The sequence below is a fragment of the Kitasatospora herbaricolor genome, from assembly GCF_030813695.1.
Classification (GTDB): Bacteria; Actinomycetota; Actinomycetes; order Streptomycetales; family Streptomycetaceae; genus Kitasatospora; species Kitasatospora herbaricolor.
The window spans coordinates 3,259,355-3,281,110 of the sequence record NZ_JAUSVA010000002.1 but is presented as its reverse complement, the minus strand read 5'-3'; the positions used below and the strand labels follow the sequence as shown (position 1 = coordinate 3,281,110).

The following is a 21,756-nucleotide window of genomic DNA, read 5'->3' as shown; positions in this document are numbered from 1 at the left end:
GGCCGGACCACCCACCTCAACCCCGGGGAACCCTGCGCACATGACCGCGATCTCGCTCGGTATTCCGTCCCTGCCGCTCAAGCCGCTGGCCACCCGCCGCGTCTCGCGGCAGATCATGGTCGGCAACGTTCCGGTGGGTGGCGACGCCCCGATCTCCGTCCAGTCGATGACGACCACGGTCACCGCCGACATCAACGCCACGCTGCAGCAGATCGCCCAGCTGACGGCCTCCGGCTGCCAGATCGTCCGGGTGGCCGTGCCCACCCAGGACGACGCCGACGCGCTGCCGATCATCGCCAAGAAGTCCGGCATCCCGGTGATCGCGGACATCCACTTCCAGCCCAAGTACGTCTTCGCCGCGATCGAGGCCGGCTGCGCCGCGGTCCGGGTGAACCCGGGCAACATCAAGCAGTTCGACGACAAGGTCGGCGAGATCGCCAAGGCGGCCAAGGACGCCGGCGTCCCGATCCGGATCGGCGTCAACGCCGGCTCGCTGGACAAGCGCCTGCTGGAGAAGTACGGCCGGGCCACGCCGGAGGCGCTGGTCGAGTCCGCGCTCTGGGAGTGCTCGCTGTTCGAGGAGCACGACTTCCGCGACATCAAGATCTCGGTCAAGCACAACGACCCGGTCGTGATGATCAACGCCTACCGCCAGCTCGCGGCCGCCTGCGACTACCCGCTGCACCTGGGCGTCACCGAGGCCGGCCCCGCCTTCCAGGGCACCATCAAGTCCGCGGTCGCCTTCGGCGCGCTGCTGTCCGAGGGCATCGGCGACACCATCCGGGTCTCCCTGTCGGCCCCGCCGGCCGAGGAAGTCAAGGTGGGCAACCAGATCCTGGAGTCGCTGAACCTGCGCCAGCGCGGCCTGGAGATCGTCTCCTGCCCCTCCTGCGGCCGCGCCCAGGTGGACGTCTACAAGCTCGCCGAGGAGGTCACCGCCGGCCTGGAGGGCATGGAGGTGCCGCTGCGCGTCGCGGTCATGGGCTGCGTCGTCAACGGTCCGGGCGAGGCCCGCGAGGCCGACCTCGGTGTCGCCTCCGGCAACGGCAAGGGACAGATCTTCGTGAAGGGCGAGGTCATCAAGACCGTCCCGGAGTCGAAGATCGTCGAGACCCTGATCGAAGAGGCCCTGAAGCTCGCCGAGCTGATGCAGGCCGAGGGTGTCGAGGCGGGCGCGCCCACCGTGGTCGCCGCCGACTGACCCCCGACGTGTCCACTGCGGGGTCGTCCGTCGACGGACGACCCCGCGGCCGTATCCGGGTGGGGCCACGGAGTAGGGTGCGGCAAGAGTCTTTCAGTGAGGTGCTGTCTCGATGCTCGATCGAGGTGTGATGCTCCCCAGCGCGTTCCAGGCCGCACGCGCCCTGGCGACCACCCGCGTCCTCGACGCCCCGGATCTCCCGGAGACCCTCGGGGTGCTCCACCGGGACCCGGTCGCCAACGCCTTCGTCGCCACCCGGGTGGAGTCCGTCGGGCTTGACCCGTGGCGCCTGGGCGGCGAGATGTGGGGCTGGTACGACGAGAACGGCAGCCTGGAGTCGCTCTGCTACGCCGGGGCCAACCTGGTGCTGGTCAACGCCGGGCCGGAGGCCGTCCGGGCCTTCGCCGAACGGGCCCGCCGCCAGGGCCGCCGCTGCTCCTCGATCGTGGGCCCGGCCGGGCCCACCGCGGCCCTCTGGGCGCTGCTGGAGCGCAGCTGGGGCCCGGCCCGCGAGGTCCGCGCCCACCAGCCGCTGATGGCCGCCACCACCCCCGCCGTCGGTGTCACGCCGGACCCGCTGGTGCGCCGGGTGCGCAAGAACGAGGTCGAGGCGGTCATGCCGGCCTGCGTGGCGATGTTCACCGAGGAGGTCGGGATCTCCCCGCTGGCCGGTGACGGCGGCCTGCTCTACCAGGCCCGGGTGGCCGAACTGGTGGGCGCCGGGCGCTCCTTCGCCCGGTTCACCGCCGACGGCCAGGTGGTCTTCAAGGCCGAGATCGGCGCCGTCACCCAGGGCGCCTGCCAGATCCAGGGCGTCTGGGTCGCCCCCGAGCACCGCGGCCAGGGCCTGTCGGTCACCGGGATGGCGGCCGTGCTGGACCTCGCGCTGCGGGAGGTCGCGCCGGTGGTCTCGCTCTACGTGAACGACTACAACCTGCGGGCCCGCGCCGCGTACCGGCGGGTCGGCTTCCACGAGGTCGGCGCCTTCATGAGCGTGCTGTTCTGAGGGCCCTGCCGTACCGAGGCGGCTCGGGGGGCGCCGAGCGGGCCGTCCGGACGCCGTGAGCCGGCTGTTCCGAGGTCCGCCGGGGCGCGCCAGGTAGTAACGTCCCGGGGCATGGAGCAGCTCACCGAGGTGATCATCGAGCCCATCGACCTGGCGGCCTGGGCGCCGTACGCGCTGGAGGTCCAGGCGCAGGCCTTCGGGCTGACGGCCGAGGAGGTCGCGGTCCGCCTGCAGATCGTCGGTCGGCACGCCCTGCAGCCCGGCGTGATCGCGCTCGGCGCGATGAGCGGCGGCCGGCTGGTCGGCTTCGGCTACGGGATGCCCAACCACCGCGAGCACTGGTGGAGCACGGTGATCCAGCCGCACCTGGAGGCCCGGGGGCACGGCGACTGGCTGGACGAGGTCTTCGCCGTCACCGAACTGCACGTGCTGCCCGGGTTCCAGGGGCAGGGCGTCGGCAGCGGGCTGATCAGGCGGCTGTGCGAGGGCTCCGGACTGCCCCGCAGCATCCTGTCGGCGATCGACGCGGAGACCCCGGCCCGGCGGCTGTACCGTTCGCTGGGCTACCGCGACCTGGCCCGTGCCGTGCACTTCCCGAACACCGACCGGCCGTACGCCGTGATGGGCGCGACGCTGCCGTTGCGCCCCGGGCGGGCCGCTCAGAGCCAGTCCGCGAACTCCAGGTAGAGCTGGGCGGTCCCGGCGTCGCCGGCGTCCAGGCTGTGCAGCCCGGCGGCGACGCTGCGGAAGAGGGTCCAGCCGCGCAGCCGGTCGTGGTCCACCTCGACCGCCTCGGCGAGCTGGTGCAGCCGGCGGCGGGCCGCACCGCGCGGGCCCGGGGAGCCGATCAGGGTGTCCAGCCGGTCCTGGGCGAGTCGGGCCAGGTCGTAGGCGCGTTCGCCGACCAGCGGCGTGGGGTCGATCACCAGCCAGGGCGAGCGGTCGGCGGCCAGCACGTTGCCGTGGTGGAAGTCCCCGTGCAGCAGGAACCGCTCGGTGGCCGAGGCGAGCAGGCCCTCGGCGGTGCTCAGCGCCTCGTCGGCCAGCGGCCGGGTGTCGGCGGCGCCGGGCAGGTCGCGGTGGCGGCGGATGCCCTCGGCCAGCGCGTGCACCCGGTCGGCGACGGCGGTGAACGGGTGGTCGTCGGCCGGCGGCACCCACAGGCGCTGGAGCAGGCTGGTGGCCTCCAGCATGGCTTTGGCCTCGGCGAGCGAGCGCAGCGGGATCTCGCCGTGCAGCCGCTCCAGCAGCAGCATGCCCTCGGCGGGTTCGGCGGCCAGCAGCAGGACGGCGCCCCGGCCGGCCCAGTGGGTGAGGGCGGCGTGTTCCTGGGCGGTCTCGGGGGTGATCAGCCCGGCCTTGAGCACGGCCGGGCTGAGGTCGTCCCGGTGGACGTACCCGATCAGGCTGAGCCGGCCGCCCGGGTCCAGGACCCGCTCCAGCGTGAGGTCCCAGCGGTCGAGGTAGCCGGCGACGCGCTCCGGCAGGCGCTCCAGCCAGGCCCGGCCGCTCTCGCCGTACCGGGCGCCGACGCTCCGCGCCAAGTGCTGCGGGACGGTGATCCCCGCTGGTGCTGCCGACATGCTGGCCTTCCGGTCGAACGCTTCCCCCGTGGTACTACCCGTCCATTGTCGGCCATGAACGGGAAGCCGCAGGTCAGCGAAGCGCCCGGGTGGCTCAGCCGGTGGGGGTGGGCGCGGTGGAGCCGCCGGGGGAGGCGGCGGCCGGCTCGGGCAGGCCGGGGAAGGCGGTGACGGCGGAGCCCCAGCGGCGGGCCTGCAGGGCGGTGCCGCGCAGCGCGTCGGCGGCGGCGACCCGCCGGTCGGCGGGCAGGGCGGCCACCAGCTCCCCGTAGACGTCGGTCAGCCGGGCCTCGATGTGGGCGGCCAGCCGGGTGGCGCCGGCCGCGTCGGCCACCGCGAAGGGCAGCTGGTAGCCGGCGGCGGCCGCGCCGGGGGTGGCGCCCGCGCCGGCCAGCAGCCGGCGCCAGGTGTCGCGCCGGGCCTCGTGGGTGGCGTAGGCGGCCCGGGCGTCGGTGCGCTGCGCCTCGTCGGGGAGCTTGGCGCCGACCACCCCGTAGCCGTAGACGGCGGCGTGCTCGGCGGCCAGCGCGCTCTGCAGGGCGGTGGCCGTGCCGTCGGGCAGCGGCGCGGCGCCGGCGGCCGGTGAGCCCGGGCCGGTGCCGGTGGCCGGGGCGGCGCTGGGGGAGGTGGCGGAAGGGGAGGTGGCGGAGGCGCTCGCGCCGGCCGGCCCGCTCGCGGAGGCGGAGGCGGTCGGGGTGGGCGCCGGGGCGGTCACCGGGGTGGTGTCGCCGAGCGCGACCGCGTGCAGCGCGTCCGAGGCGGAGACCGCGGCGAGCAGCCGGGCGAGGTCCGCTGAGGCGGCGGGCAGGTCCGCGAGCCTGGCCTCGGCGGTGCGCCGCTCGGCCGCGCCGAGCTCGGCCACGGTGGTGACGGCGGCGGTCGGTTCGCCCGGGGCGGTGGCGGTGGCGCCGGGGGTGCCGGTGGCCGTGCCGGAGCCACCGGGGGAGGCGGCGCCGCCGGAGGGGCCGGTGCCGGCGCCGGGGGTGGGCGCCGCGCTCGGCAGCCCCTCGGCGAAGGCGGCCCGGTGCCGGAGCAGTTCCGCGCGCAGCGGCTGGAGCTCCCCGGCCCGGCCCGCGCCCGGCCCGGCGATGACGGTGTCGTAGGCGGCCAGCAGGGCGTCGGTGGCCGCCACCGCGCGGGTGCGGACCGGCAGGTCGGGGTCGGCCTGCCGCTGTTCGTCCCCGTCCTTGTGGTGGGAGCCGGTGCAGGCGGTCAGCACCGCGGCGGCGGCGAGCAGCCCGAGGGCCAGGGTGGTCCGTCGGCGGCGGCGCTGCATCGGTGTGTCTCCCGGCTCGTGGGGGAGCGTTCCACTCCCGATGGCGTGAATGATTACAGAATCCACACGCCCCCGGACACGCTTCGAGGACCGGGCGCGGGGTGTGACCTTGCTCGCAGTGGGCCCGCGGGGCCTGGGCGGCGGGCCGTCCGGAATCGGTGGTTCGGGGGTTGACCGGATAGGCTTTGGCCCGAGTTGCTGCGATGCGCCCTGTGGGGGAACACCCCGGAGGCGATGCAGTATGACCTTCTGACAACAGCAGACGCGGCCGAGGAGTCACCCGGATGAGCACCACCCAGATCGACCGGCTGCGTGCGTTGCTGGAGCCGCTGGCCGCAAGCTCCGGGCTGGACCTGGAAGAGGTCAAGGTCACCCAGGCCGGCAGCCGCCGCCAGGTGCAGGTCGACGTGGACGCCGACGGCGGCGTGGACCTCGACACCATCGCCGAGTTCAGCCGCGTGGTCGGCGAGGCGCTGGACGGGTCCGACGTGATGGGCAGCGGCGCGTACGTGCTGGAGGTCGGTTCCCCGGGTGCCGAGCGCACCCTCACCGAGCCCCGCCACTGGCGCCGGGCCGAGGGCCGGCTGGTCAAGGCGCAGCTGGCGGACGGCACCGAGATCGTCGCCCGGGTGCTGTCGGCCGACGAGGACGGCGCGCTGGTCGAGGTGCAGCCGGTGAAGGGCCGCGGCAAGGCCAAGGAGCGCCGTCTGGAGTACACCGAGGTGGCCAAGGCGCGCGTCCAGGTGGAGTTCAACCGCAAGGACGAGAAGCTCCTGGACGAGGCCCCCGACTTCGACGACACCGACGAGGCCGAGGACGCCGAGGACGGCACCGAGGACGGCAGCGACTCCGAGGACGCCTCCGACGAGGAGTAGGACGACGCCCCGGCGACGGGGACGCGGAGTGACGACCTCCGCACCATCCGCACCATGAACGTGAAGAAGGACGAGGAGGCGTAGCCGTGGACATCGACATGAGCGCCCTGCGTGGGCTGGTTACCGAGAAGAACATCCCCTTCGACCTGCTGGTCGAGTCGATCGAGTCGGCCCTCCTCATCGCGTACCACCGCACCGAGGGCTCGCGCCGCCGGGCGCGCGTCGAGCTGGACCGCAAGAGCGGCCACGTGACGGTGTGGGCGCTGGAGGACGCGACCGAGCTGGACGAGGGCGTCGAGCCCAAGGAGTTCGACGACACCCCGAGCGGCTTCGGCCGGATCGCCGCCAGCACCGCCAAGCAGGTCATCCTGCAGCGGCTGCGCGACGCCGCCGACGACCAGACCTTCGGCGAGTACGCGGGCAAGGAGGGCGACATCGTCACTGGTGTCGTCCAGCAGGGCAACGACCCCAAGAACATCCTGGTCGACATCGGCAAGCTGGAGGCCATCCTGCCTCCGCAGGAGCAGGTGCCGGGCGAGGACTACAAGCACGGCACCCGTCTGAAGTGCTACGTGGTGGCCGTGCGCCGCGGTGTCCGCGGCGCGTCGGTGACGCTCTCGCGCACCCACCCCAACCTGGTGCGCAAGCTGTTCGCGCTGGAGGTCCCGGAGATCGCCGACGGCAGCGTCGAGATCGCCGCGATCGCCCGCGAGGCCGGCCACCGCACCAAGATCGCCGTCTGGTCGCGCCGCCAGGGCCTGAACGCCAAGGGCGCCTGCATCGGCCCGGTCGGCAGCCGGGTGCGCAACGTGATGGCCGAGCTGCACGGCGAGAAGATCGACATCGTCGACTGGTCCGAGGACCCGGCGGAGATGGTCGCCGCGGCGCTGTCCCCCGCACGGGTGACGAAGGTCGAGATCGTCGACTACAACCAGCGCTCCGCACGGGTGATCGTGCCGGACTACCAGTTGTCGCTGGCGATCGGCAAGGAGGGGCAGAACGCCCGTCTGGCCGCCCGCCTCACAGGCTGGCGGATCGACATCCGGCCGGACACCGAGGGCCAGCCCGAGGGCCGGCCCGAGAACGACGGCCGGGAGCCCGCGGGCGAGTAGGGTCCGCACCGATCCGAGTCACCGTGCCGTCCCGCCCGGATCGGCGGGGCGGCACCATGTCCCTTCGGAGGGGTAGACTTGCCTTCGTCTGGCCGGACGCATGTCCGAGCACGCCCGGAGCGCACCTGCGTGGGCTGCCGCAAGCGAGCGGCCAAGCACCAGCTGTTGCGTGTCACGGCGATCGAGGGCGTCTGCGTCCCCGATCCCCGCGGCGCACTGCCGGGTAGGGGTGCGCACCTGCACCTCGACCCGACCTGCCTCGACCTCGCGGTCCGCCGCCGGGCGTTCCCCAGGGCCTTCCGGCTCCAGGGCTCGCTCGACACGGAGCGGCTCCGCGAGTACGTCGAGGAGCGGGCCGGCGGCACCCCGGCGTCCTGAGGCTTCCCTCAGGAGCGCCTGGAGGGGGACACCGCCCGTTACGGCCGTCGCTCGTGCGACGGAGAACCACCGCAACAAGCACAGTGCGCGTGTATCCGCGCGCCGTGCGATCCAGTCAGGTACCTCGCGATGTGGAAGTAGGTCGAGATTGCGATGAGCACTCGATGAGTACGCGATGAGTACGCGATGGGTACGCCCATGAAGTAGCGACAGTCCGGCGGACGATCACCCCGGACTCATAGACAGGAGTGAAGTGGCTAAGGTCCGGGTTTATGAACTCGCCAAGGAGCTTGGCTTGGAGAGCAAGGCCGTCATGGCCAAGCTCACCGAGCTCGGCGAGTTCGTCCGTTCGGCGTCCTCGACCATCGAGGCACCGGTCGTACGCAAGTTGACTGACGCGCTTGGAGTGGCCCCCACGGGTGGTTCCGCTGCCAAGCCTGGCCCGCGCAAGCCCGCGGCGCCCCAGCCCGCCGGCGGTTCCGCCACCGGTTCGGCCGCACCCCGCCCGGGTGCCCCCACGCCGGGTCCGCGCCCTGCCGCGACCCCGGGTCCCCGTCCCACCCCGGCTGCCGCCGCGGCTCCCGCCGCCCCGGCCGCCCCCGCCCCGGCGAAGCCGGCCGCCGCTGCTCCGGGCCCGCGCCCGGCGGCGCGTCCCGCCGCCCCGGCGGCCCCGGCCGCGCCCGCGGCCGAGTTCTCCTCGCCGGCTCCCGCCGGTGACGCGGCGCCCGCCGCCCCCGAGCGTCCGGCCGCCCAGGCCGCCCGCCCGGCCGCGCAGGCTCCCGCTGCCGCCGGCGGTGCCGGTGCCCGTCCGGGCCCGCGCCCGGCCGGCCCGCGCCCCGGCAACAACCCGTTCACCTCGGGCAGTGCCACCGGCATGGCCCGTCCCGGTGACCGTCGCCCGGCCGCGCCGGGTGCCGCCCGTCCGGGTGCCGGTGCCCCCGGTGGCGACCGTGGCGCCCCGCGCCCCGGTGGCGACCGCGGCCCCCGTCCCGACGGCCTGGCCGGTGCCCGTCCGGGTGCCGACCGTGGCGCCCCGCGTCCCGGTGGCGACCGTCCGCGTCCCGCGGGTGCGCCGGGTGCCGACCGTGGCGCCCCGCGTCCCGGTGGCGACCGTCCGCGTCCCGCCGGTGCGCCCGGTGCCGACCGTGGCGCCCCGCGCCCCGGTGGTGCCCCGCGCCCCGACGGCATGCCGCGTCCGGCCGGTCCGCGTCCGGGTGGGCCCAGCCCGTCCGGCATGCCGCGTCCGAACCCGGGCATGATGCCGCAGCGTCCGGCCGGTCCGGGCCCGCGTCCGGGCCCCGGTGGCCGTGGTCCCGGTGGCCCCGGCGGCCGTCCGGGTGGTCCGGGTGCCGGCGCCGGTGGCGCCCGTCCCGGCTTCGCCGGCCGTCCGGCCGGTCCGGGTTCGCGCCCGGCCGGTGGCGGCTTCGGCGGCCCGCGTCCCGGTGGCGCTCCCGGCGGTGGCGGTGGCTTCGGCCCGCGTCCCGGCGGCTTCGGCGGCCGTCCCGGTGGCCCGGGTGCCCGTGGTGGCACGCAGGGTGCCTTCGGTCGTGGCCCGGGCGGTCGCCCGGCCCGTGCCCGCAAGTCGAAGCGCGCGCGTCGCCAGGAGTACGAGGCCATGCAGGCCCCGTCCGTCGGCGGTGTGATGCTGCCCCGCGGCAACGGCCAGACCGTTCGCCTGTCGAGCGGCGCCTCGCTGATGGACTTCGCGGAGAAGATCAACGCCAACCCGGCCGCGCTCGTCTCGGTGATGTTCAACCTCGGTGAGATGGTCACCGCGACCCAGTCGGTCTCCGACGCCACGCTGCAGCTGCTGGCGGACGAGATGGGCTTCGTCCTGGAGATCGTCAGCCGTGACGACGAGGACCGTGAGCTGCTGGAGTCGTTCGACATCGACTTCGGTGCGAACGAGGGCGACGAGGACATGCTGGTGGCCCGCCCGCCGGTCGTCACCGTCATGGGTCACGTCGACCACGGTAAGACCCGCCTGCTGGACGCCATCCGCAAGACCAACGTGGTGGCTGGCGAGGCCGGTGGCATCACCCAGCACATCGGTGCCTACCAGGTGTCGGCGACGGTGAACGGCGAAGAGCGTCCGATCACCTTCCTCGACACCCCGGGTCACGAGGCGTTCTCCGCCATGCGTGCCCGTGGTGCCAAGTCCACCGACATCGCGATCCTGGTGGTCGCGGCCAACGACGGTGTCATGCCGCAGACGGTCGAGGCGTTGAACCACGCCAAGGCCGCCGGTGTGCCGATCGTGGTCGCGGTCAACAAGATCGACGTCGAGGGCGCCGACCCGACCAAGGTCCGCGGTCAGCTGACCGAGTTCGGCCTGGTGGCCGAGGAGTACGGCGGCGACACCATGTTCGTCGACATCTCCGCGCGCCAGGGTCTGAACATCGACCAGCTGCTGGAGGCGGTCGTCCTGACCGCCGACGCCTCGCTCGACCTGCGGGCCAACCCGGAGCAGGACGCGCAGGGCATCGCGATCGAGGCCCACCTCGACAAGGGCCGCGGCGCCATGGCGACCGTCCTGGTCCAGCGCGGCACGCTGCGCGTCGGTGACTCGATCGTGGTCGGCGACGCCTACGGCCGCGTCCGCGCCATGCTGGACGAGAACGGCAACAGCCTCGCCGAGGCCGGCCCGTCCCGTCCGGTTCTGCTCCTCGGTCTCACCTCGGTGCCCCGCGCCGGCGACAGCTTCATCGTCGTCGACGAGGACCGCACCGCGCGTCAGATCGCCGAGAAGCGCTCGGCCCGTGACCGCAACGCCGCGTTCGCGCAGCGCCGGGTCCGGGTGTCGCTGGAGGACCTCGACAAGGCCATCGCGGCCGGCGAGATCGAGCAGCTCAACCTCATCATCAAGGGTGACGTCTCCGGTTCCGTGGAGGCCCTGGAGGACGCCCTCGTCAAGCTCGACGTGGGCGAGGAGGTCGAGCTCCGCATCCTGCACCGCGGTGTGGGTGCGATCACCGAGTCCGACGTCAACCTGGCGATGGGCTCCGACGCCATCATCATCGGCTTCAACGTGCGCGCCGAAGGCCGTGCCCGTACCGCGGCCGACAAGGAAGGCGTGGACGTCCGGTACTACTCGGTCATCTACCAGGCGATCGAGGAGATCGAGTCGGCCCTCAAGGGCATGCTCAAGCCGGAGTACGAGGAGGTGCGCCTCGGTTCCGCGGAGATCCGCGAGGTGTTCCGCTCCTCCAAGTTCGGCAACATCGCGGGTGTCATCGTCCGCGAGGGCCTGCTGCGCCGCAACGCCAAGGCACGCCTCATCCGCGACGGCAAGGTCATCACGGAGAACCTCACCATCGAGGGCCTGCGTCGTTTCAAGGACGACGCGACCGAGGTCCGCGAGGGCTTCGAGGCCGGTGTGACCCTCGGGTCGTTCAACGACATCAAGGTCGAGGACGTCATCGAGACCTACGAGATGCGCGAGAAGCCGCGCGCGTAAGCGAATAGTCGGTCCGGGGCCGGTCGGCGGGAAATTTCCCGTCGACCGGCCCCGGTCCACTGTGTAGGGTCCTCGTACACCAGCCCGGTCACCGGGCTGCTCCCCGAGGCCTCCAGGTCGGCTTGACCTGTCACACATGTTCGTAGGAACACTCACGTTCGACCTTCTGCTCGGCGACGTCCACTCGCTGAAGGAGAAACGCTCGGTCGTGCGGCCCATCGTGGCCGAGCTGCAGCGCAAGTACAGCGTGTGCGCGGCGGAAGTAGGGAACCAGGATCTGCACCGCAGGGCCGAGATCGGCGTCGCGGTGGTGTCCGGCGAAGCCGGGTTCGTCACCGAGATCCTGGACAGCTGCGAGCGGCTGGTCGCCGGCCGCCCCGAGGTCCAGCTGCTCTCCGCGAGGAGGCGCTACCACGGTGACGACGACGACTGAGATCCGCAGTGAGGCCGGCGGAAGTCGCCACTCTCACACAGATCAGGACCGAGAGCGCCCACAAGGCTGGGCGCGGGCCGGTACGTTGGGGCGTGGGCCCCTGAGGGTGAGCTGTCGACCCCCGCGTACCGGGCCCACTGCACGAGGAGGCAACGTGACCGACAAGGCAAGGGCGCGCAAGCTCGCCGACCGCATCCAGGTGGTGGTCGCCGAGACCCTGCAGCGGCGGGTCAAGGACCCGCGACTGGGCTTCGTGACCATCACCGACACCCGGGTGACCGGGGACCTGCGTGAGGCCACCATCTTCTACACGGTCTACGGCGACGAGACCGAGCGCCAGGCCGCGGCCGCCGGGCTGGAGAGTGCCAAGGGCATCCTCCGCAGCACCGTCGGCAAGGAGACCGGGGTGCGCCACACCCCGTCGCTGACCTTCGTCGCGGACGCTCTGCCGGACAACGCCCGCAACATCGACGACCTGCTCGACCGGGCCCGGCAGATCGACGCCGAGGTGCGCACCACGGCGACCGGGAAGACGTACGCCGGAGAGGCGGACCCGTACAAGGTCCCCGCCTCCGAGCGTGACGACGAGGACGAGTAGTCATGGCCGGCGAGCCGGCGGTGGCCGGCTCCGTGGTGAGCACAGATGCAGTGAGCGCGGCGCAGGCCGCGGGGACCTCGGGGGCGTCCTCCACCAGCACGGTGGAGGGTGCCCTCGCGGTGCTTCCGGGCCCGCGTGCCGAGGTGCCGGGCTTCGAGCTGGTCTGGCAGCAGGTGGTCGCCGAGATCGGGCGCGCCCGCTCCATCGACCTGATCTGCCACATCTGCCCCGACGGTGACGCGCTGGGCTCGGCCCTCGCGGCCGGCCTCGCGCTGCGCTCGCTCGGCCACGACGTGCGGGTCTCCTTCGGCGACGACCCGCAGGTCGTCCCCGAGTCACTGGCCTTCCTGCCCGGGCAGGAACTGATCGTCCCGGCCGCCGACGTCCCCGACGTCCCCGACCTGGTGCTCTGCTTCGACGTGGCCTCCGAGGGGCGGCTCGGCCTGCTGCACGCCAAGGCCTTCGCCGCCCCGGTGCTGGCCGTCATCGACCACCACGCCTCCAACCCGGGCTTCGGCACCCACCAGCTGATCGACCCGACGGCGCCCGCCACCGCCGTCCTGGTGGACGAGCTGCTGCGGCGCCTGGGCGTCCCGCTGGACCAGGACCTGGCGACCTGCCTCTACACGGGCGTGGCCACCGACACCGGCTCCTTCAAGTACGCCGCCACCACCCCCGCCACCCACGAACTCGCCGGCCGGCTGCTGGCCACCGGCATCAGGCACGACCTGATCTCCCGGCAGCTGTGGGACACCTCCTCCTTCGGCTACCTCAAGGTCCTCGCCGGCGCGCTGCAGCGCGCGGTCTACGAGCCCGACGCGGCCGGCGGCCTCGGCCTGGTGTGGACCTGGGTCCCGTACGAGGACCTGGCGTTGTTCAGCGTCACCGTGGAGGAGATCGAGGGCCTGATCGACATCCTCCGCCGCCCGGCCGAGGCCGAGGTCGCGCTCGTCCTCAAGCAGGACCCGGACGGCACCCTGCGCGGCTCCTCGCGCTCCAAGGGCGCGGTGGACGTCGCCCGCGCCTGCGGCGAGCTGGGCGGCGGCGGGCACACCTACGCGGCCGGTTTCTCCACCCGGGAGGACGTCGACGGCGTGGTGGCCCGGTTCCGGGCGGCCCTGCGCCCGGCCGGCGGGTGAGCGGCCGGACGCCACGCCCGCTGCCGGGACGCCCGGCGCCGAACACCTGTTGTCGCAAGTCCGCTGTTGCACGCCCGCTGGAGAGATGAACCGATGAAGCGCAAGGGAACCGGCCCCGACGGCCTGGTCATCGTCGACAAGCCGGAGGGCATCACCTCGCACGGGGTGGTGGCCAAGATGCGGTGGCTCGCCGGCACCCGCAAGGTCGGGCACGCCGGGACCCTCGACCCGATGGCCACCGGCGTGCTGGTGATCGGCGTCGAGCGGGCCACCCGGCTGCTGGGGCACCTGATGCTCACCGCCAAGACCTACGAGGCGACGGTGCGGCTCGGGCAGAACACCGTCACCGACGACCGCGAGGGCGAGGTCACCTCCTCGACCCCCGCCACCGGGGTGACCCGGGAGGCGGTGGACGCCGGCGTCGCCAAGCTGACCGGCGAGATCATGCAGGTGCCGTCCAAGGTCAGCGCCATCAAGATCGACGGCAAGCGCTCGTACACCCGGGTCCGCGAGGGCGAGGACTTCGAGATCCCGGCCCGCGCCACCACCATCCACTCGTTCACCGTGCACGGGCTGCGTGCGGCGCTCGCCGAGGACGGGACGCCGGTGGTCGACCTCGACGTCACCGTGGAGTGCTCCTCCGGCACCTACATCCGGGCCCTGGCCCGTGACCTCGGCGCGGACCTCGGCGTCGGCGGGCACCTGACCGCGCTGCGCCGCACCCGGGTCGGCCCCTACTCGGTGGAGTCCGCCCGCACCCTGGAGCAGCTGGAGGAGGCGGCCAAGGGCGAGGCGGCCACCGGCCTTCCGGTGCTGCCGATCGGCGAGGCCGCCGCGGCGACCTTCCCGCGCTGGGACATCGACGCCGACCAGGCCAAGCTGCTCGCCAACGGCATGAAGCTGAAGGCGCCGGGGCTCGGGGTGGAGGGCCCGGTCGCGGTCTTCGGCCCGGAGGAGCGCTTCCTGGCGCTGGTGGAGGAGAAGGGCGGCTACGCCCGCCCGGTGGCCGTCTTCGTCGGCTGACGAGGGGCCGGGCAGGCCGGTCGGCCGCCCGCCCGTTCACCCGGGGAAGCCCGGGGAAGCCCGGGGAAGCCCGGGGAAGCCCGGGGAAGCCCGTACGCGTGTCCCGTCCGCGTACGGGCTTCCGGCATTTCCGGGGCCGGTCCGCCGCTGCCGAGGGGCCGGCCGCGGCGCACTCACCCGGACGGGCGAGCGCGCGAGGTGAATCGGGGTGGTGAACGGCGCGTGCGGGGTCGCGCGGGCACGGCGGCGGGCAGGCTCCGGGCGGCCGGGCACGACGGCCGGGACGGGCCCCTCCGGGGCCCGCACGGCCCAGCGGGAAGGGCGGCGCGCATGACGGGTGGCCGGGGCGGCGGAGCGGCCGGGGAGCCGGGAGGGGCCCTGCTGCGGATCCACGACCTGAACGGCGGCCTGCGCGGCCTCGGCTTCGTCGCCGACCCGCAGGGCACCGTCCTCACCGCGCACGAGGTGGTGGCCGGCCTCGACCGGGTGGTCCTGCACCTCCCCGGCGGCCAGACCCGGGTGCTCGGGGCGGACGGCGTCCTGCCGCTGCCCGGCTCCGGACTCGCGCTGCTGAGCACCGCTGCGGTCGGCGGGCTGCCGCTGCCCGCGCTGCCGATCGCCGCCCCCGAGGCCGGCCGCCCGGGCTTCGTGCCTGGCGGGTCCGGCGCCGCGCCGGCGCCACCCGGCCGGCCGGTCACCGTGCTGTCGCTCACCGGCGGGCAGCAGCGGCCCGCCCCGCTCCCCGGCGGGGTGCTCGGCAGTACCGCCGCGATGTACGCCTGGAGCGGCGGCTTCCAGGTGATCGGGGGAGCCCTGCTGCTCGATCTGCCGCAGCCGGACGGCCCGCCGACGGCCGGCGCCCCGGTGCTGGACGCGGGCAGCGGCGCCGTCCTCGGCCTCCTCGCCCCCGCGCTGCGGGGCCCCTACCCGCCCGAGGAGCATCCCGGGACGGTCCTCGCCGTCGTCCCGGACGCCTCCGACCCCGCGCTGGCCGCCCTGCTCGCCCGCAACGCGGCCGGGGTGCCCGGCTACGGGCGGGCGCTCAACCTGGGCGGAGTGCTCCGGCTGGCCGCCGCCCAGCTGGCCGCGGCGAGCGCCGGCCCGGGCGCCGTCGCGGGCCTGGCCGCCGACCGGATCGACCGGCCGGACGGACTGGTCGGGGAGGAACCGCAGGCCACCGTCACCGTGCTGGTCGGCGCGCCGGGCAGCGGACGCACCACCGAACTCGCCGCGCTGGCCGTCCGGCGGGCCGGCGGCGTCCGGCCGCTGCCCACGCTCTGGCTGCGGGGCGCCGATCTGCGGCCCGCCGACCGCACCCTCGCCGAGCCGCTCGGCCGGGCTCTGGAGCGCGCCACCCGGCTGCTGGCCGCCCACCTGCCGGGCGTCGAGCACGGGCCAGACCCCGGCGAGGTGGCCCGGCTCTGCTCGGCGGCGCACCGGCCGCTGCTGGTGGTGCTGGACGGCCCCGAGGAGGCCCCCGTACCGCTCGACGCGGCCTGGCTCCGGGCCGCCACCGGATGGCTGGAGGACTGCGGGGCCCGGCTGCTCACGGCCTGCGGCGCGGACGCCTGGGAGCAGCTGGAGCCGGGCCCGGCGCGGGCCGGCGGCGGGTCCGGCGGCGGGTCCGGTGGTCCGGGAACGGAGGCCGGCGAGCCGGCCGACCCGCCCCGGGTGCACCGGCTCGGCCCGCTGCCGGCCGAGGCGGCCGACCGGGCCCGCCGCCGCTACGGCCTGCCCGCCGGGCGGGGCGGCGCCGACGCCCGGCACCCGCTGGCGCTGCGGCTTGCGGGGGAGCTGCGGTCGGCCGGTGTGCAGGGGGAGGCCGGTTCGCGCGGCGACCTGTTCGCAGGGCATCTCGACCTGCGCTGCCTGGCGGTGGCCCGCCGGATCGCGGACGCCTCGGCGCCCCGCCGTGCGGGCGCGCACCGCCGGGGCGGGCCGCCGCCGGCCGGCGAGGAGAGCGGGCGGCTGCGCCGACTCGCCTCGGCGGTGGCGGGTCGGGTGCACGAGGCCGCCCGGCGGATGCTCGGCCCGGGGCACGGCGGGCTCGACCGGGAGGCCTTCGAGGAGCTGTTCCCGGTGGCCGGCGGGTGGGCCGCGGCGGTGCTGGCCGAGCGACTGTTCGTGCCGGCCGGCCGGGGCTACCGGCCGGCGCACGAGGAGTTCTCGGACTGGCTGCAGGGGCTGCACCTGGACCTGGACGCGGCCCTGCGGCTGCTGCTGGCCGAGCAGACGGGGCCGCCGGGGTCGTTCGAGGGGCCGGGCGTTCTGGAGGGGCCGGGTGACGTCGAGGGGCCGGGCGCCTTCGACGGGGAGGAGTGGATCTCGGCGTGGGAGGCGTTCGGGCCGGGCGGGGCGCCGCCCGCCGGGCCCGGAACGGACGAGGGGCCGGCCGAGGGGCCTGCCGAGCGCCCTGCGGACGGGTCGTCGCACGGCCACGGCCCGGTTCTGGTCGCCCGGCACCGGGCCGGGCCGGTGGCGGCCGCCCTGCGCACCCTCGCGCAGGAGCGCGGGCCCTCCGCGCTGGACCCGTGGCTGCACCGGCTGTGCCGGGCGCTGGAACTCGGGCCGCCCGGCGGGGAGTCCTCCTGGTGGGCCGGGCGGCTGCTGGCCGCCGCGCTGGCCGGCCCGGAGCCCGCCGCCCACGGCCCCCTGCTGGCCGAACTGGCCGACCGGATCGCCGAACGGGCCTGCGCCGGCGGTGTACCCGACCTGGCGGCCGCCGGGTACGGCCGGTTCGGGCCGGAGTTCTGGCTCGGCCTCGGGCTGCCGATCGGGACCGAACTGGACCTGCTGCGCCGCCTGGTGCGCGCCGACGGCCCCGGGCAGCCCTTCCTGGCCGCCGCCGCGCGGCGGCTGCGCGCCGACCCGGCCGGGGTGATCCCGCTGCTCTGCGCCTGGTTCGACGACCCCGGGGGCCTGCCGGCCCGGCCCGGGAGCACCGTCGCCGACCTCGCCCACGACCTGCTGCACACCCATCGCAGCCTCGCCCTGGACGACCTGACGGACCGTCTCGCCGACGCCGCCCACCCGCGCGCCGACGCCCTGCTGCTGGTGCTCGCCGCGGACGAGCCCTCCGCCCTGTGCCGGGCCGTCGACCGCTGGAGCCACGACCCCCGCCCCGAGCGCCACGTGGCGGCCGCCGTGCACGCCCTGCGGGCCGCCCCGCACGCCCACGGCGCCGGCGCCGAGCTGCTGCGCCACACCGCGCTGGCGCTGCTGGCCCGGGAGGACGAACCGGCCCTGCACGGGGCCGCGCTGGCGCTGCTGGTCCGCGCGCCGGGGACCCGTGACGCCCACCTGCCGCGCGCCCTGGCCGCCTACGTCGCCGGGGACCCGTTCGTCACGGCGGACGTCCTCGGGCCGGCGCTGGAGAGCCACCCCCGCCAGGTGCTGGCCGCCTTCGCGGAGCGCCTCGCGCGGCCCGGCGCCGCGGTGGCCGAAGGGCTGCGGGTGCTGGCGGGGGCGGCCGCGCCGCAGGTGCTCCGCGCGGGCGCCGAACTGGCCGGGGCGCTGCTGAGGGAGCGTCCGGAGCGGGCCGGCCTGGTCGCGGGCGAGTATCTGGAGGGCAGGCTGCGCGGGCTCCCCGGCCCGCTGGGGGCGCCGGCGGACCTGCGGGCGCTGCTGGACGGCGTGCTGACGGCCCGCCCGGTCGTGCGGCGGGTGTTCGCCGAGGTGCTGGCCGCCGCGGGCGGCCCCGCGCGGGCGGAACTGCTGGCCGCACTGCTGGCGGCCGAGAGCGATCCGGCGGTGCTGACGGCGGCGTTGGAGCGCCTGGCCGAGCACTGTGCCGGCCACGACGAGGACCGGGCCCGCGAGGTGGTCGCCGGGGCCTGCGCCGCGCTGCTGGAGGCGGACGAGGTGCTGGTGCGCTGTGCCGGGAGCTCGGCGGCCTTCGCCCTGCTGCTCGCCCGGTGGCCGGACGAACACGCACCACCGCTGCCGGACGGGCCCCGGCTGGCCCGGATGCGGGCTCTGGTGGCGGCCGGGCGCGACCCCCAGTACGCCGCCGCCGAGGCGGAGCGGGAGGCCGGGCCGGGCGGGCAGCCGACCGGCGTGCGGCCGCCGCGGCGGCGAACCGGCCTTCCGGTGCCGGAGCAGGGCCGGGCGCATGGCACGCTATAGGGGTTCGGATGTGAGCGTTTGAGCGTACAGAAGGTACGCGTCGTACGGAACAAGGAGCGGTCAGGGTGCAGCGCTGGCGTGGCCTGGAGGAGATCCCCGGCGACTGGGGACGCAGCGTCGTCACCATCGGCTCGTTCGACGGAGTGCACCGCGGGCATCAACTGATCATCAACCGGGCGGTGGAGCGGGCCCGTGAGCTGGGCGCCAAGGCGGTCGTGGTGACCTTCGACCCGCACCCCAGCGAGGTGGTCCGGCCCGGCAGCCACCCGCCGCTGCTCGCCCCGCAGCCGCGTCGCGCGGAGCTGATCGCCGAGCTGGGGGTGGACGCGGTGCTGGTGCTGCCGTTCACCTTCGAGCTGTCGCAGGAGTCCCCGGAGACCTTCGTCCAGCAGGTGCTGGTGGACGCGCTGCACGCGCGGACGGTCATCGAGGGGCCCAACTTCCGGTTCGGGCACAAGGCCGCGGGCAACGTCGAGCTGCTCGCCAAGCTCGGCCGGGGCGCGGACTTCGACGTCGAGGTGGTGGACCTGCAGGTGTGCGGCGAGGCCGGCGGCGGCGAGCCGTTCTCCTCGACCCTCACCCGGCGGCTGGTCGCCACCGGGGACCTGGCGGGCGCCAACGAGGTGCTCGGCCGTCCGCACCGGGTCGAGGGCGTGGTGGTGCGCGGCGCGCAGCGCGGCCGTGAGCTGGGGTACCCGACCGCCAACGTGGAGACCGTGCCGCACAGCGCGATCCCGGCCGACGGCGTCTACGCGGGCTGGCTGACCGCCCCGACGGAGGGCTCCCTGGTGCCCGGGGGCGGCACCGGCGAGCGGATGCCGGCCGCGATCTCGGTCGGCACCAACCCGACCTTCGACGGCACCACCCGGACGGTGGAGGCCTACGCCATCGACCGGGTCGGCCTGGACCTGTACGGCATGCACGTCGCCGTCGACTTCCTGGCGTACCTGCGCGGCATGGAGAAGTTCGACTCGATCGACGCGCTGCTGGTGCGGATGGCCGACGACGTCGAGCGGGCCCGGGTCCTCACCGGGGCGGGCCCGGCGGCCGGCTGACGGCCCGCGGCCGCCCGGGCGGCCGTGGACGCGAGGACCCGCCGGCCTCGGGCCGGCGGGTCCTCGCGTTCGTGCGGCGGGCGCGGGGGCGCCGCTACCCCTGCTGCTGCGGCGGCTGGCCCTGCGGAGGGTAGCCGTAGCCGCCCTGCGGGGGCTGTTGCTGCTGCTGGGCCCATTCCTGCGGCAGCGGCTGCTGCCCGCCGGGGGCGCCCTGCTGGGGCGGGTAGCCGTACCCCGGGGGCGGCGGCGGGGCCTGGCCCGGCTGCGGCGCCCACGGGGCGCCGGGCGCGGGCTGGCCGGGCTGCTGCTGGGGGTGGCCGGCCTGGCCGCCCTCGGGGCCGCCGGCGGGCGGGTACTGCTGCTGCTGGCCCCACTCGCCGGGCTGGGCCTGCTGCTGCGGGTAGGGCTGGCCCTGGTACTGCGGCGCGGCGGCCTGCTGCCAGCCGCCCGCCTGCTGCCCGGCGGCCTGCTGGGCCCGGACGATGTCCTCGCCGACCAGGGTGGCCAGCTCGAAGTAGGCCTCCCGGACCTTGGGGCGCATCATGTCGAGGTTGACCTCGGCGCCGGCGGCCAGGCTCTCGTCGAAGGGCACCACCACGACGCCGCGGCAGCGGGTCTGGAAGTGCGCGACGATGTCCTCGACCTTGATCATCTTGCTGGTCTCGCGCACCCCGGAGACCACCGTGATGGAGCGCTGGACGAGGTCCGCGTACCCGTGCGCGGACAGCCAGTCCAGCGTGGTGGAGGCGCTGCTCGCACCGTCCACGCTGGGGGTGGAGACGATGATCAGCTGGTCGGCGAGGTCCAGCACCCCGCGCATCGCGCTGTACAGCAGCCCGGTGCCGGAGTCGGTCAGGATGATCGGGTACTGCCGGCCCAGCACGTCGATGACCTGGCGGTAGTCCGAGTCGTTGAACGTGGTCGAGACGGCCGGGTCGACGTCGTTCGCCAGGATCTCCAGGCCCGAGTGCAGGTCCTGCGAGGTGAACTGGCGGATGTCCATGTAGCTGCGCAGGTGCGGGATGGCCGTCACCAGGTCGCGGATGGTCGCGCCGGTCTGCCGCTTCACCCGGCGCCCGAGGGTGCCGGCGTCCGGGTTGGCGTCGATCGCGATCACCTTGTCCTGGCGCTCACTGGCCAGGGTGGCCCCGAGCGAGGTGGTGGTCGTGGTCTTGCCGACGCCGCCCTTGAGGCTGATCACCGCGATCCGGTAGCAGCTCATCACCGGGGTACGGATGATCTCCAGCTTGCGGGCCCGGTCGGCGGCCGCCGCCTTGCCGCCGAACTGGAAGCGCGACTGCTGGCGCTGCTGCTTCGGCTGGCTGCGCAGCAGGCGGTCGGAGGACAGCTCGACGGCGGCCGTGTAGCCGAGCGGCGCGCCGTGCGCGGTCTGCTGCGGGGGGCCGCCCTGCTGGAACGCGGCGGGCGCCTGCGGGACGCCGCCCTGCTGCGGCCAGCCCGGCTGGCCGCCCTGCTGGGGCGGCTGGGGCTGCTGCGGCGGCTGGTAGGCGTTCGGCTGGGGCCAGCCGCCCTGGCGCGGGTCGACCGGCGGGCCGGGCGCCGGCTGCTGCGGCGGGGCCTGCTGCTGCGGGGCCTGCGGGGGGTACGGCTGCTGGGCCTGCGGCGGGTAGCCGTAGCCGCCCTGCTGCTGGACCTGGGCCTGCTGCTGCGCCTGCTGCTGGGCCCACTGGGCGGCCTGCTGCTCCTGGCCGGGGTACTGCGGCTGCTGCGGGGCCTGCTGCTGGACCTGCGGGGGGTACGGCTGCTGCTGCGCCTGCGGCGGGTAGGGCTGCTGGGCCTGCTGCTGCGGGGCCTGCGGGGGGTACGGCTGCTGCTGGGCCTGCGGGGGGTAGGGCTGCTGGGCCTGCTGCTGGGCGAGCGCCGCCTGGTACTGCTGGGCCTCCGGGCCGACCGCCCACGGGGGCTGCTGCTCGGGCGCCGGGGCCGCGGCGGCGGCCTGCTGCCCCTGCACCGGCACGGCCGGCTGCACCGGCGGCGCGGCCCGGACGGCCTCCGCGGGGGCGGGCGCGGGCGGCACCGCGGCGACCGGAGGCTGCTCGGCGGCCTGCGGCTGCACGGGAGCGGGAGCGGGGACGGGGACCGGCGCGGGCGCGGCCACCACCGGCTCGGGCGCCGGCGCCGCTTCGGCGACCGGCGCCACGGGGACGGCCTGGGCGACCGGGGCCGGAGCGGGCGCCGCGACCTCGACCGGCGCCGGGGCGAGGGGCGCGGCCTGGGCCGGGACGCCCTGCGGCGGAGCCCCCTGCACGGGGACGGCCGGGGGCTGGGTCGCCGGAGGCGCCTCGGGCGCCTGGGCGGCCGCCGGCGCCGCCGGCTCGCTCTGGGTGTACCAGGACGGGGGAGTGTAGTCGGGCGCGTCGGACCAGTCGTCGTCGTCCTCCGCCGCGTTGTCGCCGACGTAGACGCCGTCCCGATCGCTGCTCACTTGGGCTCCCTCGTGTTCGCCGCCGCTGTTCGCGGTGCCGTTGCGCATC

16 protein-coding genes are annotated in these 21,756 nt (G+C 75.5%); 13 read left to right on the top strand and 3 right to left on the bottom strand.

Annotated features, from left to right (window positions below):
• The first annotated feature begins 40 nt into the window (after window positions 1–40).
• From ispG to J2S46_RS14695, 3 genes are all read left to right on the top strand, one after another.
• The gene (ispG, locus tag J2S46_RS14705; RefSeq protein WP_073926564.1) at window positions 41–1,201 is read left to right on the top strand and encodes a flavodoxin-dependent (E)-4-hydroxy-3-methylbut-2-enyl-diphosphate synthase; all 1,161 of its coding nucleotides are present in this window, start codon (window positions 41–43) and stop codon (window positions 1,199–1,201) included.
• A 130-nt stretch (window positions 1,202–1,331) separates the two neighbouring features.
• Complete coding sequence (locus tag J2S46_RS14700; RefSeq protein WP_191293197.1) at window positions 1,332–2,207, top strand: GNAT family N-acetyltransferase; 876 nt, start codon at window positions 1,332–1,334, stop codon at window positions 2,205–2,207.
• Window positions 2,208–2,318: 111 nt separating this feature from the next.
• Window positions 2,319–2,894 carry a GNAT family N-acetyltransferase gene (locus J2S46_RS14695; RefSeq protein WP_191293176.1) on the top strand — a complete coding sequence of 192 codons (576 nt, stop codon included), beginning with the start codon at window positions 2,319–2,321 and terminating at the stop codon, window positions 2,892–2,894.
• Here the strand turns inward: J2S46_RS14695 and J2S46_RS14690 are convergent.
• Together J2S46_RS14690 and J2S46_RS14685 are read right to left on the bottom strand one after the other, a co-directional pair.
• Window positions 2,867–3,790 (bottom strand): aminoglycoside phosphotransferase family protein, encoded by a 924-nt coding sequence (locus J2S46_RS14690; protein ID WP_191293175.1) that lies wholly within the window; start codon window positions 3,788–3,790, stop codon window positions 2,867–2,869. The genes J2S46_RS14695 and J2S46_RS14690 overlap by 28 nt on opposite strands.
• 94 nt (window positions 3,791–3,884) lie before the next feature.
• Window positions 3,885–5,066: a ferritin-like domain-containing protein gene (locus tag J2S46_RS14685; RefSeq protein ID WP_191293174.1), complete on the bottom strand. Its 1,182-nt coding sequence runs from the start codon at window positions 5,064–5,066 to the stop codon at window positions 3,885–3,887.
• 284 nt (window positions 5,067–5,350) lie between these two features.
• Here J2S46_RS14685 and rimP point away from each other — a divergent pair, with 284 nt between their 5' ends.
• The 10 genes from rimP (at window position 5,351) to J2S46_RS14635 (ending at window position 19,261) form a co-directional block, all read left to right on the top strand.
• The gene (gene rimP, locus J2S46_RS14680) at window positions 5,351–5,941 is read left to right on the top strand and encodes a ribosome maturation factor RimP (RefSeq protein ID WP_191293173.1); all 591 of its coding nucleotides are present in this window, start codon (window positions 5,351–5,353) and stop codon (window positions 5,939–5,941) included.
• An 86-nt stretch (window positions 5,942–6,027) separates the two neighbouring features.
• Window positions 6,028–7,053 (top strand): transcription termination factor NusA, encoded by a 1,026-nt coding sequence (nusA, locus tag J2S46_RS14675; protein ID WP_073926559.1) that lies wholly within the window; start codon window positions 6,028–6,030, stop codon window positions 7,051–7,053.
• Window positions 7,054–7,182: 129 nt separating this feature from the next.
• On the top strand, window positions 7,183–7,431 hold the full coding sequence (locus tag J2S46_RS14670) for a YlxR family protein (RefSeq protein ID WP_229913210.1): 249 nt from the start codon (window positions 7,183–7,185) through the stop codon (window positions 7,429–7,431).
• 253 nt (window positions 7,432–7,684) lie between these two features.
• Entirely contained in the window at window positions 7,685–10,888 is a 3,204-nt protein-coding gene (infB, locus tag J2S46_RS14665; protein WP_191293171.1) for a translation initiation factor IF-2, read from the top strand.
• A 136-nt stretch (window positions 10,889–11,024) separates the two neighbouring features.
• Window positions 11,025–11,321, top strand: a complete 297-nt coding sequence (locus tag J2S46_RS14660) for a DUF503 domain-containing protein (RefSeq protein ID WP_073926556.1) — start codon at window positions 11,025–11,027, stop codon at window positions 11,319–11,321.
• A 154-nt stretch (window positions 11,322–11,475) separates the two neighbouring features.
• On the top strand, window positions 11,476–11,919 hold the full coding sequence (rbfA, locus tag J2S46_RS14655; protein ID WP_073926555.1) for a 30S ribosome-binding factor RbfA: 444 nt from the start codon (window positions 11,476–11,478) through the stop codon (window positions 11,917–11,919).
• 2 nt (window positions 11,920–11,921) lie between these two features.
• Complete coding sequence (locus J2S46_RS14650) at window positions 11,922–13,058, top strand: DHH family phosphoesterase (protein WP_191293170.1); 1,137 nt, start codon at window positions 11,922–11,924, stop codon at window positions 13,056–13,058.
• Window positions 13,059–13,151: 93 nt separating this feature from the next.
• Window positions 13,152–14,081 carry a tRNA pseudouridine(55) synthase TruB gene (gene truB / locus J2S46_RS14645; RefSeq protein WP_191293169.1) on the top strand — a complete coding sequence of 310 codons (930 nt, stop codon included), beginning with the start codon at window positions 13,152–13,154 and terminating at the stop codon, window positions 14,079–14,081.
• A gap of 330 nt (window positions 14,082–14,411) precedes the next feature.
• Window positions 14,412–18,206, top strand: coding sequence for a serine protease (locus tag J2S46_RS14640; protein WP_191293168.1), 3,795 nt, complete (start codon window positions 14,412–14,414; stop codon window positions 18,204–18,206).
• A 65-nt stretch (window positions 18,207–18,271) separates the two neighbouring features.
• Window positions 18,272–19,261, top strand: coding sequence for a bifunctional riboflavin kinase/FAD synthetase (locus J2S46_RS14635; protein WP_191293167.1), 990 nt, complete (start codon window positions 18,272–18,274; stop codon window positions 19,259–19,261).
• Between the two features lie 94 nt (window positions 19,262–19,355).
• Here the strand turns inward: J2S46_RS14635 and J2S46_RS14630 are convergent, their stop codons facing one another.
• The gene (locus tag J2S46_RS14630; RefSeq protein ID WP_229913209.1) at window positions 19,356–21,707 is read right to left on the bottom strand and encodes a nucleotide-binding protein; all 2,352 of its coding nucleotides are present in this window, start codon (window positions 21,705–21,707) and stop codon (window positions 19,356–19,358) included.
• Window positions 21,708–21,756: the final 49 nt, after the last annotated feature.

What these genes read in the sequence shown, in the direction of transcription:
- truB (WP_191293169.1), top strand. Translation starts at nt 13,152, where the DNA reads ATGAAGCGCAAGGGAACCGGCCCCGACGGCCTGGTCATCGTCGACAAG.
- rimP (WP_191293173.1), top strand. Translation starts at nt 5,351, where the DNA reads ATGAGCACCACCCAGATCGACCGGCTGCGTGCGTTGCTGGAGCCGCTG.
- J2S46_RS14695 (WP_191293176.1), top strand. Translation starts at nt 2,319, where the DNA reads ATGGAGCAGCTCACCGAGGTGATCATCGAGCCCATCGACCTGGCGGCC.
- J2S46_RS14700 (WP_191293197.1), top strand. Translation starts at nt 1,332, where the DNA reads ATGCTCCCCAGCGCGTTCCAGGCCGCACGCGCCCTGGCGACCACCCGC.
- J2S46_RS14640 (WP_191293168.1), top strand. Translation starts at nt 14,412, where the DNA reads ATGACGGGTGGCCGGGGCGGCGGAGCGGCCGGGGAGCCGGGAGGGGCC.
- J2S46_RS14650 (WP_191293170.1), top strand. Translation starts at nt 11,922, where the DNA reads ATGGCCGGCGAGCCGGCGGTGGCCGGCTCCGTGGTGAGCACAGATGCA.
- J2S46_RS14690 (WP_191293175.1), bottom strand. Translation starts at nt 3,790, where the DNA reads ATGTCGGCAGCACCAGCGGGGATCACCGTCCCGCAGCACTTGGCGCGG.
- ispG (WP_073926564.1), top strand. Translation starts at nt 41, where the DNA reads ATGACCGCGATCTCGCTCGGTATTCCGTCCCTGCCGCTCAAGCCGCTG.
- J2S46_RS14685 (WP_191293174.1), bottom strand. Translation starts at nt 5,066, where the DNA reads ATGCAGCGCCGCCGCCGACGGACCACCCTGGCCCTCGGGCTGCTCGCC.
- J2S46_RS14660 (WP_073926556.1), top strand. Translation starts at nt 11,025, where the DNA reads ATGTTCGTAGGAACACTCACGTTCGACCTTCTGCTCGGCGACGTCCAC.